Source organism: Acidovorax sp. Root267, assembly GCF_001429215.1.
GTDB classification, from domain to species: Bacteria; Pseudomonadota; Gammaproteobacteria; order Burkholderiales; family Burkholderiaceae_C; genus Acidovorax; species Acidovorax radicis.
The window spans coordinates 811,027-825,854 of sequence record NZ_LMJC01000001.1 but is presented as its reverse complement, the minus strand read 5'-3'; the positions used below and the strand labels follow the sequence as shown (position 1 = coordinate 825,854).

The window sequence follows — 14,828 nt, the reverse complement described above, 5'->3', positions numbered from 1 at the left end:
CAAGCGCTGGCTGCGATCAATATCGTCACGCTGCCGTTTCGAACCGTGTCTGCACCGCAAAGTCCAGCGGCAGGCCCACATAGTTCTCGGCCAGCGCGGTGGAGGCCGCGCGGGAGTTGACCAGGTAGTCCAGCTCCGCCTCCTGCATTTTCTGGCCGAACTCGCCCGTTTCCGGGAAGCAGTGCATCAGCGAGGTGAACCACCACGAGAAGCGCTCGGCGCGCCAGACGCGGCGCAGGCAGCGGTCGGAATACGTGTCGATGCCCGCGCTGGACTTGTCGCGGTAGTAGTCCGACAGCGCATTCCACAGGTACCCCACGTCGCTCGCTGCCAGGTTCAGCCCCTTGGCGCCGGTGGGCGGCACGATGTGGGCGGCGTCGCCCGCCAGGAACAGGCGGCCAAAGCGCATGGGCTCAGCCACGAAGCTGCGCAGCGGGGCGATGCTCATCTCCAGCGCCGGGCCGGTGACCAGGTTCTCGCGCGCCTCGGGGTCCAGGCGGTTGCCCAGTTCGGCCCAGAACTGCTCGATGCTCCACTGCTCCACCTTGTCGGTCGATGGCACTTGCAGGTAGTAGCGGCTGCGCGTGTTGCTGCGCATGCTGCACAGCGCAAAGCCGCGCTCGGTGTTGGCGTAGATCAGCTCGTGCGAGACGGGCTTCACGTCGGCCAGCACGCCCAGCCAGCCGAAGGGGTAGACGCGCTCGTAGGTGCGCAGCGCGCCCTCGGGCACGCTGGCACGGCACACGCCGTGGTAGCCGTCGCAGCCTGCGATAAAGTCGCACAGCACCTCGTGCGTCTGGCCGTCCTTCTCGTAGGTCACGCGCGGCTGCTGGCCGTCGAAGTCGTGCACGCTCACGTTCTGGGCGTCGTACACGGTGGTCAGGCCTTCGGCGGCGCGGGCGTCCATCAGGTCGCGGGTCACTTCGGTCTGGCCGTACACCGTCACCCGGCTGCCGCCGGTCAGCGCGTGCAGATCAATGCGGTGACGCGCACCTTTGAACAGAAGCTCGATGCCGTCGTGCGGCAGGCCCTCGGCATGGGCGCGTGCGCCGACGCCGGCCTGGTCCAGCAGGTCCATGCTGACCTGCTCCAGCACGCCGGCGCGGATGCGGCCCAGCACGTAGTCGGGGCTGCGCTGTTCGATGATGACGGCGTCGATACCGGACGTGTAGAGCAACTGGCCGAGCAGCAGGCCGGCGGGGCCTGCGCCGATGATGGCAACTTGGGTACGCATGGTGGACAACCTCACAAAGGCGTTGGAGAGCGGTAGATGAACAGGGTCAAGCGTAGGTTGATCCAGGTCAATCTGGGGTCCGGCCACGGCGCTAGCGGGCGATAGATAGATGCAATGTGCGATCATCGCGCAATCTTCCGCGCCAAGGGACCTCGGCACGCCAACCGATGGTTCGCCCGTTGAGCCGCATCGCGTCTCAGGCCACCCATCGGCCGACTGACCCACCCACTCTGGAACCCGAATGACCACCGTTCCCATCGCCAAAGCAGACTTCATCGAAGGCATGGCCAAGGGCATGGCGGTGCTGGAGAGCTTCGACACCGAGCGCCAGCGGCTGAATGCCACGCTGGCCGCGCAGCGCACCGGCCTCACGCGCGCGGCGGCGCGGCGGCACCTGCTGACGCTGGCGCACCTGGGGTACCTGGAGACGGACGGCAGCTACTTCTGGCTGGCGCCCAAGGTGCTGCGCTTTTCGGGCAGCTACCTCGCGTCGGCCCGGCTGCCGCGGGTGCTGCAGCCCACGCTCAACCGGCTGGCGGCGCAGACGCAGCAGTCGTTTTCAGCGGTGGTGCTCGATGGCAACGAGGTCGTGATCGTGGCGCGCAGCGGTGTGTACGGCGCGCCGTCGCGTGTGCTGGCCTATGGCCTGCACCTGGGCGCGCGGCTGCCGGCGCACCCCACCTCCACCGGGCGGGTGCTGCTGGCGGCGCTGCCCGCGGCAGAGCTGACGGCCTGGCTCAAGGGCAACACGCTGCAGCGCCTCACGCCGCACACCATCACCCAGGTCGGGCCGCTGCGGCAGGTGATTGCCAAAGCGCGGCGGGACGACTGTTGCCTGGCCGTGGAGGAGCACGAGTTGGGCGTACACGCGCTGGCCGTGCCGCTGCGCAACCTGCAGGGCCGCACGGTGGCGGCGCTGAACGTGGTGGCGTCGCCCAAACAGGTGGACGAGGGCAGCCTGCAGCGCGACCTGCTGCCGTTGCTGCAGGAGGCTGCACGGGAGTTGCGCGGCCTGCTCTGATGGTTTGGCAGCCGAAATATGGATGAAAATGGCTGCTAGCGCTTGCTAAATAAGCGCTGATAGCTATTATTTCGATAGCGTCTTAAAAACTTCGCTTGCGGCGGCGATGGTGGCCGCAATGTCGTCCGCCGTGTGGGCGGAGCTCACAAAACCCGCCTCGTACAGCGCCGGCGCAATGTAGACACCGCGGTCCAGCAAACCGTGGAACAGCGTGTTGAAGCGTACGTTGTCGGTCTTGAGCACCTGGGCGTAGTTCTGGGGCAGCTCGGGCATCAGGAAGAAGCCGAACATGCCGCCTTCGCTGTCGGTGCTGAAGGGAACGCCCTCGGCCGCCGCCGCAGCGGCCAGCCCATCGACCAGCGAGCGTGTGGTGGCCGAGAGCGCGTCGAAGAAGCCGGGCTTCTTGATCTCGCGCAGCGTGGCCAAGCCGCAGGCGGTGGCCACCGGGTTGCCCGACAGCGTGCCCGCCTGGTACACGGCACCCAGCGGGGCCAGGTGCTCCATGATGGCGCGCGGCCCGCCGAAGGCCGCCAGCGGCATGCCGCCGCCAATCACCTTGCCCAGCACCGTGATGTCGGGCTTGAAGCCGGGGATCGACTTCGCGTACACACTCTGCGCGCTGCCCAGCGCCACGCGAAAGCCGGTCATCACCTCGTCGAGCACCAGCAGTGCGCCGTACTCGGTGCACAGCTCGCGGCAGCGCTTCATGAACGGCACGCTGGCGCGCACCAGGTTCATGTTGCCCGCGATGGGCTCGATCATCACGCAGGCCAGTTCCTTGCCATGCAGGGCGAAGGCTTCTTCGAGCTGGGCGACGTTGTTGTATTCCAGCACCAGAGTGTGCTGCACCACTTCGGGCGGTACGCCCGCGCTGGTGGCATTGCCAAACGTGGCCAGGCCCGAGCCGGCCTTGACCAGCAGCGAATCGGCATGGCCGTGGTAGCAGCCCTCAAACTTGATGAATTTGCTGCGGCCCGTGGCACCGCGCGCCAGGCGGATAGCGCTCATGCCGGCTTCGGTGCCCGAGCTGACCAGGCGGATCATCTCCATCGAGGGGACGAGGCTCAGGATTTCCTCGGCCAGCTCCACCTCGCGCTCGGTCGGCGCACCAAAGCTGAAGCCTTCAAGCGCGGCGCTCTGCACAGCTTCGAGCACGGCGGGGTGGCCGTGGCCCAGGATCATCGGGCCCCAGGAGCCGATGTAGTCGATGAAACGCTGGTCGTTGGCGTCCCAAAAGTAGGCGCCCTTGGCACGTTTCACGAAACGGGGCGTGCCGCCGACGGCCTTGAAGGCCCGCACGGGCGAGTTCACGCCGCCGGGGATCAGCGCCTTGGCGCGTTCGAACAGGGGGATGTTGAGATCAGTGCTTGGTGTCATGGGGGGGCATCACAAAGCCTTCGAGGGCTTGCGCTTCGTCAATCAGGGGTTCTTCTTCGTCGCCGTCGGCCTCGTCATCGTCGGGCTGGGCCCAGAACATGCGATCGGGCACGATGTGCCCCATTCCGGGGCGAAAGCCGGCGTCCAGGCAGCGGTCGAGGTAGCCCAGGGCTTCACTGGTGGCTTCGCCCAGGTCGTTGCCGCTGGCCACCAGGGCCGTGAGGGCGGCGGACAAGGTGTCGCCCGCGCCGGAGAAGGTGGCGTCGAACAGTTCGAACTTGCCACTGCCCAGCACGGTCTGGGGGGATGCGAGCACGTTCTCGACAAACTGCTCGGGCAGCGGAATGCCGGTGACCAGGGTGTAAGGCACGCCCATCTCGGAGGCGGCCCGGGCAATGTCGCGGGCAGTGGGACTGCGGTCGCTGGTCCAGTCGGGCAGCAGCCAACGCCACAAGGTGCTGTGGTTTCCAACCAACACCGAGGTCTGCGGTAACAACAATTCGCGGAAGGCATCCAGGTACTCGTCGATCAGCTCGTCGCGCCACCAGGACAGGTTGGGCATGTAGGCGATCACGGGGACTTCGTCGTAGTCGGTCGTGATCTCGGCAATGGTGCTGATGTTCTCCGGGCTGCCCACGAAACCGACCTTGATGGCCTGTACCGGCAGGTCCTCCAGCACGGCCCGGGCCTGCTCGGCCACAGCCTCGTCGTCAAAGCTGAAGTGGTCAAAAATCTCTGCGGTGTCGCGGGCATAGGCGCCTGTGACCACGGCAATCGGATGCCCGCCCACGGAGGCAATGGTGGTGATGTCGGCTGTCAGCCCACCGGCACCGCTGGGGTCGCTGGCATTGAAGACGAGGACACACGCAGGGCTTGCGTCCTCAGAACCGTCATCTTCAATGTCTATGCTTTCGGGGGGGGGAGGGGATGCTTTGGTGGTCATGGACCAGATCCTGCTTGAGGGGTGGCACCGAAGCCGCAGCCCACGGAGATGACTAGATACAATCGTTGCATTCTATGTGAAGGCCCTTTAAGCTGTGATCGACTCTAAAACTTGGATGTGTTTGATTTGCGGTTGGATTTATGACGAAGCAGAGGGTTCACCTGAGCACGGCATTGCACCCAATACACCCTGGGATCAGGTTCCGATGAACTGGACCTGCCCCGAGTGTGGGGCCCGCAAGGAAGACTTCGAGATGGTTCAGATTTGAGGCGCACCAGCATCATGTGCTGCTGCGTTGTTTTTTTCTCCATCAGGAGCAGTAACAATTGACTACAACAGGCGCATCTTTCAAAGTGCTCGTGGTGGATGACAGCAACACCATCCGTCGAAGCGCCGAGATTTTTCTCAAGCAGGGGGGGCACGAAGTCTTGTTGGCCGACGACGGCTTTGATGCTTTGGCCAAAGTCAATGATTACCAGCCTCAGCTGATTTTCTGCGACATCCTCATGCCCAAGCTCGACGGGTACCAGACCTGCGCCATCATCAAGCGCAATGCCCGTTTTGCAGATACTCCGGTGGTGATGCTGTCCTCCAAGGATGGCGTATTCGACAAAGCGCGCGGGCGCATGGTCGGCTGCCAGGAATATCTCACCAAACCGTTTACCAAAGACCAGCTGTTGCAGGCAGTGCAGCAGTTTGGCAATTCCCAACAAGGAGCGATGTAATGCCCATCCAGAAAGTATTGGTCGTCGACGACTCGAAGACCGAGTTGATGTTTTTGACGGACCTGCTTCAGAAAAAAGGCATGCAGGTCCGCACCGCAGAAAATGCCGACGAGGCTTTCCGCCGTCTGGCGGAAGAAAAGCCCGACCTGATCCTCATGGACGTCGTGATGCCCGGGCAGAACGGCTTCCAGCTTACACGTGCCATCACCCGCGACCCGCTGTATGCCGATGTGCCCATCATCATGTGCACGAGCAAGAACCAGGAAACGGATCGCGTCTGGGGGATGCGGCAGGGTGCACGGGGCTACATCACCAAGCCCGTGGATCCCGCTGAACTGCAGGCCAAAATCGACGCTCTGAACTAAGGCAGCGGCGCGTTCATGGCCAACCGCGAAGCCCTGCGAGAGCTCCAGACCCGACTTGCCAGCCGCCTTCAGGCTGCAAGAACTGAAGGGGCCTCTGTTTCATCCTGGCTGGCTGTCGAGTCCGCTGGGAGTTTTTACTTGCTGCCACTGGGACAGTCGGGGGAAATCTTTCCCTGGGTCTCGATTCAGGCGGTGCCCTATACCCAGAACTGGTTTCTGGGGGTTGCCAACCTGCGCGGTGGCTTGGTTGGTGTGGTGGATTTGGCCGGCCTTTTGGGTTCTGCAGCGCCCCGCACAGAGCAAGCACTGTCGGAAACCAGCCTGCTGGCCTTCAACGCTGCCCTGGAGGTGAACGCCGCGCTGTTGGTGGATCGCCTTGCGGGACTGCGTGGAACCGATGCATTTGTGTCGTCCGAGCCCCCCGCCGAAGATTCGCCCGCGTTCTTTGGCACCACCTATATCGATTCCAGCGGCACACGCTGGCAGGAGCTGAACTTGCAGATCCTGTCCCAACATCCCGCTTTCCTGAGCATCAGTGCTTGAGTTTTTCTGTAAGGCTGCACCATGTCCGTCGTCAATCAATTTGGAAAACTGTTCAACCGGAAACCTGCCACGCCGGATACCGGCGCGACTGCCGGCACCGCCGATGACGGGCAGGATCTCCTTGCTGCGGGCTCGCTGGACGGCGGGCAGCTGCGCGACACCTACCAGGCTGAAGCGATGAACAGCGTTCAAGGCGATCCGGATGGTTATGTGCCGGAATTGACGGCACCCGATGCGGAGGAGGATCTCATTGCTCTGCCGCTGCTTGGCCGTTCCACGGCTGCGGCCCACCAGCGGCGACTGCTCGGGCTTTTGGCTATTGGTGTGATCGTCCTGGCGTTGATCGCCGCCTGGGTGTTGCGCCAAGCCGACCGCTCTGCGCAGCAACTTGCAGCTACCGGTCAATCCCTGATGCAGTCGCAGCGGCTGGCCAAGTCGGTATCGCAGGCACTGGTGGGCAGCCCGCAGGCCTTCCCGGACGTGGTGGAAAGCTCCGGCGTGTTGGCGCGCAATGTGCGCGCCCTCAATGCGGGCGATGGAGAGCTGGGCGTCGAATCCCTGGGTGAGCCCTATAAGCCTGACCTGGACGCTGTGAATCCGCTCATGGAGCGTGCCGAACGCAATGCCAGTGTCGTGATGGGCCAGCAGAAGATCCTGACGCAGGTGGGCGATGCTCTGCGCACCATCAATCGCCAGTCCTCGGATCTGCTTGAAATCGCAGAAACCGTGTCGTCCCTGAAGCTGCAGCAGAACGCTCCTGCTGCTGAGATTTCCGCCGCTGGTCAGCTCGTGATGTTGACCCAGCGTATCGGCAAATCCGCCAATGAATTCCAGACCATGGAAGGCGTGAGCCCTGAGGCCGTGTTCCTGCTGGGCAAGGACTTGAACTCGTTCAAGGAAATCGCCCAGGGCCTGCTGGATGGAAGCCCTGAACTGCGCTTGGCTGCGACGAAGGATGCCCAGACCCGCGAACAGCTGGAAGCCTTGGTGAAGCTCTATGAGCAGACCCGCACCCAAGCCAGTGCCATTCTGGGCAATCTGCAAGGCTTGGTGTCTGCCCGGGAAGCACAATCCGCCATCATTGCCGACAGTGAGCCGCTGCGTCGCCAGCTCGAAGGCCTGCAAACCAAGCTGTCGGCCCAGACGGGTGTGGGTGGTGGTCAGCTGGCAGCTCTCGCGCTCGCCGGTTTGTTTGTGATCTTTTGCGGTGTGGGAATTTCCCGCGTCCAACTGCTGGACAGCCGGGGACGCCAGGCTGCAGCTGAAATGCAGCAAAAAGACGCCAAGCGCCAGGAGCAGGAAGCCAAGCGTGTCAATGACGCCAACCAGGCCGCCATTTTGCGTTTGATGAACGAACTGCAATCGGTCGCTGAAGGTGACTTGACCCAGGAAGCCACCGTGACGGAAGACATCACGGGCGCCATCGCCGACTCGGTGAACTACACGGTGGAAGAGTTGCGCCAACTGGTGGGCAGCGTGCAGAACACGGCCACCCGCGTGGCCCAGACGACCGCCCAGGTGGACAACACATCCACGGAACTGCTGGCCGCTTCGACCGAGCAACTGCGCGAAATTCGCGAAACCGGCCGCTCCGTTCTGGACATGGCGACCCGAATCAATGAAGTGTCTACACAGGCCCAAGAGTCGGCCACAGTGGCCCGCCAGTCGCTGCAAGCTGCTGACTCGGGTCTCCAGGCCGTGCAGAACGCCATCGGCGGTATGAACTCCATCCGCGACCAGATCCAGGACACCTCCAAGCGGATCAAGCGCCTGGGCGAATCGTCGCAGGAGATCGGTGAAATCACCGAGCTGATTTCCGACATTACCGAACAGACGAACGTGCTGGCCCTGAATGCCGCCATTCAGGCTGCGTCCGCCGGTGAGGCCGGCCGAGGCTTCTCAGTGGTGGCCGAAGAAGTGCAGCGACTGGCTGAACGTTCTGCAGATGCAACGCGCCAGATCTCTGCGCTGGTGAAGGCGATTCAGACCGATACCCAGGATGCCGTGGCCGCTATGGAACGCTCCACGCAGGGTGTGGTGGAAGGGGCTCGTCTGTCTGACAGCGCAGGTACTGCACTGACCGAGATTGACCGTGTGTCGCGTCGCCTTGCCGAGCTGATTGAGCAGATTTCGTCGTCAACATCGCGGGAAGCTGTTCTGGCCAACGAAGTGGCCGACAACATCCAGCACATTTTTGCGGTGACCGAGCAGACGGGTGAGGGCACCCGCACCACAGCGCAGCAGGTGCGCGAGCTCTCGCACATGGCTGAGGAACTGCGCCAATCGGTGGCACGGTTCAAGATCGCCTGACGCTTAGTCATCAACCAGCTGGCTCATAGCAGCCGGGGACGAATCCATGTCATCTATTGATGTCAACAATGCACCGGCCGCGGATGGGACCCAGGGGGATCAGGACCTGGGTCCTTTGGCTTGGGTGCTTGACGAACTGCGCAAATCCCTTGATGGAGCTGTCAAGGCGATGCGGCGTTTTGTACGCGATGCAGAAGCTGCCCGCGAATCAGATCTTGCGGCATTGGACGCAGGCCCACTGCGCATCGCTCGCCAGCAGCTGCACCAAGCGTGTGGCGCGCTGGAAATGGTGGGCATGGGCCCTCCGGCGCTGGTCCTGCGAGCCATGGAGTCGGCGGTCCAGAAGTTCGTGCAACGTCCGGAAACCTGCAGCGACGATGCTGCAGCGGTGATCGAGCGTGCGAGCTTTGCGCTGATTGAGTACCTGGAAACCGTTCTGGCTGGCAAGGCGGCTTCGCCCGTTGCGCTGTTCCCTCAGTACCGCGATGCCCAGGCATTGGCGGGCGCGGACCGTGTCCATCCTGCCGATCTGTGGCCGGTGGAGCGCCGGTTTCGCGAGCCCGAGGGTGCTGTTTCTGTCACGCCGCTGCCCTATGGGCCCGAAGCGCGTGCCCGGCTGGATGCTGCGGTTCTGAGAATCGTGAAATCCGGGGATCTCCGTGCCTCATTGAGTCTGCGGGATACCTGCCTGGGATTCGTGGCGGCACAGCATGACCGCCAGTCCCGCGCATTCTGGAAAATATGTGCAGGCTTTTTTGAAGCCTTCGGTTCAGGCCTTTTGCCTGCTGACGTCTATGTCAAACGCGTGGCATCCCGCGTGCTGATGCAGTACGCCACGCTCGCCAAGGGTGATACGACGATCGCAGACCGCCTGGTTCAGGATCTGCTGTTTTTCTGCTCACAGGCCAAGCCAGCCGATTCGGCGGGTATCGCAGCGCCGTCTCTGCAGGCGGTGCGTCAGGCTTTTGCGCTGGACCGGTTCAAGCCCGTGGACTACGAGGCTGCGCGTTTTGGCCGGTTTGACCCTGCCATGCTGGCCCAGGCACGCAAGCGGATTGCCGCTGCCACGGAAACTTGGTCCGCGCTGGCGGGGGGGGATCGTAACAAGCTCAAGCCCGCTGCAGATCAATTCAGCCTGGTCTGCGACTCGCTGCGCAAGTTGCATCCTGGCAGTGAAAGCCTCGCCCAGGCGCTGACCCGCGTGCTGGAGTCCACCACGCGTTCCGGTGAACCTCCTTCGGCCGCGTTGGCCATGGAGGTGGCAACCTCAGTCCTGTATCTGCAAGCAGCTTTTGAAGAGTTGGATGCGGACGACGATCAGATGGAAATCCGCGCCGCTCGGCTGGCAGAGCGTCTGGATGCGGTGGGCGCTGGCGCGGAGCCAGAGCCCCTTGAACAATGGATGGAAGAGCTGTACCGCAGGGTCAGCGACAACCAGACCATGGGCAGTGTGGTCGACGAACTGCGCTCTACGCTCGGCGAAGCGGAGAAGGCGCTTGACCAGTTCTTCCGCAGTCCTCAGGACACCGCTGTCCTGGCAACTGTTCCGGGACACCTCGCTCAAATGCGCGGTGTGTTGTCGGTGCTGGGCCTTGATCAGGCTTCGCTCGCAGTGGTCCGCATGCGCGACATGGTGGAGCGCTTGCTTATCAACGAAGTCCCAGAGGCAGATCGTCAAGGAGTGTTCGAGAAGCTGGGCAACAGCCTGGGCGCCTTGGGGTTCCTGATCGACATGCTGAGCTACCAGCGCACGATGGCGCGCAAGCTGTTCGTGTATGACGAAGAACTGGGCGAATTGCGCATCCTCATGGGCAAAACCCGGCCGCGCGCTTCAGACGCCGTGGAAGAGGCCCCTGCCAAGCTGGAGGAGCGGTCGGCCATTCCCATGCCCGATGTGGTGCCGCGTTTTCCTGTGCAGGAACCCCTCAGCGAGCCCACCGATTTTGGTTCGTTGCCTTCCTTGCCGGACATTCCCGGCGTTGCAGCCAACGCGCCCCTTGCTTCGGTCGATCCTGATTCACTCGCCCCCGATATTTCGTTCGATCTGCCCGCCGTGGCAGAAAGTGGCGAGGCACCGCTGCCGCAGGCTGCGGCAACGCCTGCGCCTGTATCGGTGCCTGAAATCGAAGATGAATTGCTCGAGGTTTTCCTGGAAGAAGCCCGTGAGGTGGTGGTCAATGGCTTGGCCGCGATCGACGTTCTCAGGGATGAGCCGGGCAATCTCAGCGAACAGACCACGCTGCGCCGTGCCTTCCATACCCTCAAGGGCAGTTCGCGGATGGTGGGGCTGAACGATTTTGGCGAGGCCGCTTGGTCGATGGAGCAATTGCTCAACGCCTGGTTGGCCGAGCAAAAACCGATGCAACCAAGTTTGTTGGATCTGTCTTCCGATGCGTTGCGTGCCTTTAGCCGTTGGGCTGACGACATCGCAGCGGGCCGTGCCTCTGGCTGGCAGCAGGACGCATTCCGCCAGTCGGCGGATGCCATGCGCCTGGACGGAACCCTGTTGCCGCTTGTGGTGCCCTCCGCCGGGGCAGAGAGCCCTGTTCTGGCCGTCATTGCGCCTGAGCCCGAGGTCGCAGCGCTGGAGGATCTGCCCCTTGAGGCGCCTGAAGAGGCGATTGCAGAGGTGCCCCTGGCTGTGGAAGAAGAGCTGGTGGTACCAGACTTTGAAGCTACCGAGATTTTCGACCATGCGCCAGAACCGCCGGCAGACCTGGCGACTTCGGCCCCCGAAGTAGCCGAGGAGATCGATTTCTCCGTGTTTGCTGCCGCGCTCAACGAAGCGCCTGCCGTCCCTGGGGTTCTCGATCCCTCCAGCATCGATTTCGTACTGGATCTCGAACTGCCGGACTTGGAGCCAGCCACAGCGGGTGCTGATGTGGGCGCTCCGCCGCAGGTCACCGTGTTGCCTGATGAGCCGGTGGCGGATGGTGCTTTTGCGCTGCCTGTCGAATTGATGGACGCAGCCGAGCCGCTGGAGGTGCAGAACCTGGCAGAGCCCGAGCCGATGCTGCCAAGCACTGATGAGCTGGAATCTGTGGCCCAGGAGGAAGTGCCTGCAGAAGTCGCAGAAGATGTGGCTGCGGGAGCGGCTCCTGAAGAACCACAGGTAGTCGATGCGCTGGCGCAGGAACTGGAGGACAGTGCAGGTGATGAAGCGGTCAAGGTCATTGACACGCTGCGCATTGGCATCCCGCTCTACAACGTTTATTTGAACGAAGCCGATGAGTGGTCGCGCCGACTGGTGACCTGCCTGCAGGAATGGTCGCTGGAACTGCATGAACCTCTGCCGGATATGGCGGTGGCGCTCGCGCACTCGCTGGCGGGCAGTTCGGCCACGGTGGGGTTCAATGCCCTGTCGGAGATGGCCAGGGTGCTTGAACATGCGCTGCAGCACGTGCAGTTGCAGTCTGGCGGCACACAGGAGCAGGCCGAGGCCTTCATGGCGGCAGCCGAGGATATCCGGCGTTTGCTGCACCAGTTCGCTGCGGGTTTCCTCAAGGAACCCAGCCAGGAGGTGCTGGAGCAACTGCGTCAGATCTTGCAAACCGAGGTGGACAACACCTTGTCTCCACCCGAAGAAGAGGCTGCAGGCGAGTACCTGTTGGAGCAAGAGCCGATCACTCCAGTGGAGGCAGAAGCAGCGCAGCCGTTGCCCCCAGTAGAACCTGAACCCGACGTGGCAGCCATGCCAGAGCCCGCACCGGTCGTGGTGCCCAGGGGACACGTGGCTCCCGCTTTGTCTGCCGTCATCCACGACCACGATCAGCATATTGATGACGCGATCGCCCATGCTGTGGCGCTCGGCTCAGATGTGGATGACGATATCGATGCGATTGACGTTATCGACCCGGATCTGTTCCCGATCTTTGAGGAAGAGGCTGCTGAGCTGTTGCCACAGCTTGGTGGTGCGCTGCGCCAATGGGCCTCGCGCCCCGACAACCTGGGTGCCCGCAGTGAAGTGCTGCGTGCGCTCCACACCCTCAAAGGCAGTTCGCGCTTGGCCGGTGCCATGCGCCTGGGTGAAATGGCCCACCGGCTGGAGTCCGCTATCGAGCAGCTAGACGCTGAAACGGTGACAGCGGACCAGATCGAGCCTTTGCAAGGGAGTTTTGACGGTCTTCAGGCGAACTTCGACGCACTGCGCGCCATTGGCCAGGGGCCTGCTGATACGGTGGTCTCTTTGCCGGTGGAAACACCGCGCACCCGTCCCGAAGCCTCCGAGGCACAGGCGGCTCCAGCATCTGCCGCTGTCCACGCATCGGTGACGCCTGCCGCCCCAGCGGTACGCCTGCCTGGTCCGTCGCAGCTTGCGCCTTTGCGCGTGGCCGCCAATCAGTCGGTGCGCGTGCGCGCCCAGTTGCTGGACCGCCTGGTCAATCAGGCGGGTGAAGTGATGATCAGCCGTTCGCGCCTGGACGTGCGATTGGGGCAGTTCCGCAGTTCGCTGACCGATTTGTCGGGGAACTTGGACCGCCTGCGCCAGCAGTTGCGGGACATCGAATTGCAAGCTGAATCGCAGATGCAGTCGCGCCTGGCCCTGTCGAAGGATTCCGCTGCCGGCTTCGATCCGCTGGAGTTTGACCGCTTCACCCGCGTCCAGGAACTCACGCGCATGATGGCCGAGTCGGTGAACGACGTGGCCACCGTGCAGCGCAACCTGCAGCGCGCCATGGAAGGTGCGGAAGATGACCTGATTGCCCAGGGCCGCCAGGCGCGGGAACTGCAGCGCGACTTGTTGCGCACCCGCATGGTGGAGTTCGAAGGCATCGCAGAGCGCCTGTATGCCGTGGTGCGGCAGGCCTCCAAGGAAACCGGCAAGCAGATCAAGCTTGATATTACCGGCGGCTCCATCGAAATGGACCGTGGCGTGCTGGATCGTATGACCCCCGCGTTCGAGCATTTGTTGCGTAACTGCGTGGCACACGGTATCGAAGATCCCCAGGTGCGCACGGCAGCGGGCAAGCCTGCTTCGGGCACGATCACCGTGGAGTTGCACCATGAAGGCAACGACGTGTCGGTGGAGTTCCGGGACGACGGGGCCGGGCTGAATCTGCCCCGCATCCGTGAAAAGGCGCTGGCGCAAGGCATCGTGGCGCCTGATACCGAGCTGAGCGATACCGAGGCTGCCAACCTCATTTTCATGCCCGGGTTCTCCACGGCCTCCGAGGTGACCGGCTTGGCAGGGCGGGGCATTGGCATGGACGTGGTGCGTGCCGAAATCAACGCTTTGGGCGGTCGGATCGAAACATCGACAGAAGCTGGCAGGGGAGCCGCCTTCCGCATGGTGCTGCCCTTGACCACGGCGGTGACGCAGGTGGTGATGCTGCGTGCCGGTGATCTGGCGATCGGTGTGCCCGCCAACGTGGTCGAGATCGTGCGGCGCACCTCGGCGGCAGACCTTGAAGTTGCATACCGCACCGGCCATTTCGACGATGGCACGGAGCAGCTGCAGTTCTTCTGGTCCGGGGCGCTGCTGCAGGCTTCTGCGCGCAGCAACGAGCCGGCTGGCAAGACGCGACCTGTGGTGATTTTCCGCAGCGCATCGCAGCGCATCGCCATGCATGTGGACGAAGTTCTGGGCAACCAGGAAGTCGTGGTGAAGAACCTGGGCCCTCAGTTGTCCCGTTTGCCCGGCTTGGCCGGCATGTCTGTGTTGGCGTCGGGTGCCGTGGTTCTGATCTACAACCCTGTGGCGTTGGCCACGGTGTACGGAGATCAGGTGCGTGCCGCCAGCGCAGGTCTGCCTTCGGTCCTGGAGGCTGATGGCTCATCAGGTGCTGGCAAGTCGGTCGTTTCTCCCCAGCTTGCTGGCCCCAGCCAGGTGCCATTGGTTTTGGTGGTGGACGATTCAATCACGGTGCGCCGGGTCACGCAGCGGTTGCTGCAGCGCGAAGGCTACCGTGTTGCGCTCGCGGCCGATGGCTTGCAAGCGCTGGAGCGCCTACAGGAAGAGCGTCCGACCGTCGTGTTGTCCGACATCGAAATGCCCCGCATGGATGGGTTCGACCTGGCGCGGAATATTCGTGCAGACGGTGCCTTGCGCGACCTGCCCATCATCATGATCACCTCGCGCATTGCTGAAAAGCACCGCGAGCATGCCATGGAGCTGGGCGTCAACCATTACCTGGGCAAACCGTACTCCGACGAAGAACTGCTGAGCCTCATTCAGCACTACGCCCGCATCGCGGCGACCGCAGAGGCCTAGCCAGCATGCAGATGCACCACAGGCCTGCCTTGAACCGGCGGGCTTGTGGCCAGCAAATGCACGCATCGATTCCGGCAGCTGCTTTGTCAGTTCCGTTCC

General features: G+C 63.1%; 10 protein-coding genes. 7 read left to right on the top strand and 3 right to left on the bottom strand.

Annotated features, from left to right (window positions below):
- Positions 1-25: 25 nt before the first annotated feature.
- A complete protein-coding gene (gene pobA / locus ASE39_RS03630; protein WP_057270192.1) occupies positions 26-1,234 on the bottom strand; it encodes a 4-hydroxybenzoate 3-monooxygenase in 1,209 nt (402 codons plus the stop codon).
- A 241-nt stretch (positions 1,235-1,475) separates the two neighbouring features.
- On the opposite strand from pobA, the gene ASE39_RS03625 reads away from it, so the two are divergent.
- Positions 1,476-2,255, top strand: coding sequence for an IclR family transcriptional regulator C-terminal domain-containing protein (locus ASE39_RS03625; RefSeq protein WP_057270191.1), 780 nt, complete (start codon positions 1,476-1,478; stop codon positions 2,253-2,255).
- A gap of 66 nt (positions 2,256-2,321) precedes the next feature.
- On the opposite strand, the gene hemL is transcribed toward ASE39_RS03625, so the two are convergent.
- Both hemL and ASE39_RS03615 read right to left on the bottom strand, forming a co-directional pair.
- Positions 2,322-3,632 carry a glutamate-1-semialdehyde 2,1-aminomutase gene (hemL, locus tag ASE39_RS03620; protein ID WP_057270190.1) on the bottom strand — a complete coding sequence of 437 codons (1,311 nt, stop codon included), beginning with the start codon at positions 3,630-3,632 and terminating at the stop codon, positions 2,322-2,324.
- Positions 3,616-4,575 carry a bifunctional hydroxymethylpyrimidine kinase/phosphomethylpyrimidine kinase gene (locus ASE39_RS03615; RefSeq protein WP_057226235.1) on the bottom strand — a complete coding sequence of 320 codons (960 nt, stop codon included), beginning with the start codon at positions 4,573-4,575 and terminating at the stop codon, positions 3,616-3,618. Before ASE39_RS03615 ends, hemL begins: the two co-directional genes overlap by 17 nt.
- Before the next feature lie 94 nt (positions 4,576-4,669).
- Here ASE39_RS03615 and ASE39_RS25615 point away from each other — a divergent pair, with 94 nt between their 5' ends.
- The 6 genes from ASE39_RS25615 to ASE39_RS03590 are packed head-to-tail and all read left to right on the top strand — an operon-like array spanning position 4,670 to position 14,729.
- Complete coding sequence (locus ASE39_RS25615; RefSeq protein WP_008903269.1) at positions 4,670-4,843, top strand: rubredoxin; 174 nt, start codon at positions 4,670-4,672, stop codon at positions 4,841-4,843.
- Positions 4,844-4,901: 58 nt separating this feature from the next.
- Positions 4,902-5,300: a response regulator gene (locus ASE39_RS03610; protein WP_005796099.1), complete on the top strand. Its 399-nt coding sequence runs from the start codon at positions 4,902-4,904 to the stop codon at positions 5,298-5,300.
- Positions 5,300-5,665, top strand: a complete 366-nt coding sequence (locus ASE39_RS03605) for a response regulator (RefSeq protein ID WP_010459520.1) — start codon at positions 5,300-5,302, stop codon at positions 5,663-5,665. Before ASE39_RS03610 ends, ASE39_RS03605 begins: the two co-directional genes overlap by 1 nt.
- A gap of 15 nt (positions 5,666-5,680) precedes the next feature.
- A complete protein-coding gene (locus ASE39_RS03600; RefSeq protein WP_029413284.1) occupies positions 5,681-6,208 on the top strand; it encodes a chemotaxis protein CheW in 528 nt (175 codons plus the stop codon).
- A 21-nt stretch (positions 6,209-6,229) separates the two neighbouring features.
- Complete coding sequence (locus ASE39_RS03595; RefSeq protein ID WP_010459516.1) at positions 6,230-8,518, top strand: methyl-accepting chemotaxis protein; 2,289 nt, start codon at positions 6,230-6,232, stop codon at positions 8,516-8,518.
- Between the two features lie 46 nt (positions 8,519-8,564).
- A complete protein-coding gene (locus ASE39_RS03590; RefSeq protein ID WP_057270189.1) occupies positions 8,565-14,729 on the top strand; it encodes an Hpt domain-containing protein in 6,165 nt (2,054 codons plus the stop codon).
- Positions 14,730-14,828: the final 99 nt, after the last annotated feature.

Excerpts from the sequence above, each read along its gene's own strand:
- ASE39_RS03605 (WP_010459520.1), top strand. The coding sequence starts at position 5,300 with ATGCCCATCCAGAAAGTATTGGTCGTCGACGACTCGAAGACCGAGTTG.
- pobA (WP_057270192.1), bottom strand. The coding sequence starts at position 1,234 with ATGCGTACCCAAGTTGCCATCATCGGCGCAGGCCCCGCCGGCCTGCTG.
- ASE39_RS03590 (WP_057270189.1), top strand. The coding sequence starts at position 8,565 with ATGTCATCTATTGATGTCAACAATGCACCGGCCGCGGATGGGACCCAG.
- hemL (WP_057270190.1), bottom strand. The coding sequence starts at position 3,632 with ATGACACCAAGCACTGATCTCAACATCCCCCTGTTCGAACGCGCCAAG.
- ASE39_RS03595 (WP_010459516.1), top strand. The coding sequence starts at position 6,230 with ATGTCCGTCGTCAATCAATTTGGAAAACTGTTCAACCGGAAACCTGCC.
- ASE39_RS03600 (WP_029413284.1), top strand. The coding sequence starts at position 5,681 with ATGGCCAACCGCGAAGCCCTGCGAGAGCTCCAGACCCGACTTGCCAGC.
- ASE39_RS03615 (WP_057226235.1), bottom strand. The coding sequence starts at position 4,575 with ATGACCACCAAAGCATCCCCTCCCCCCCCCGAAAGCATAGACATTGAA.
- ASE39_RS03625 (WP_057270191.1), top strand. The coding sequence starts at position 1,476 with ATGACCACCGTTCCCATCGCCAAAGCAGACTTCATCGAAGGCATGGCC.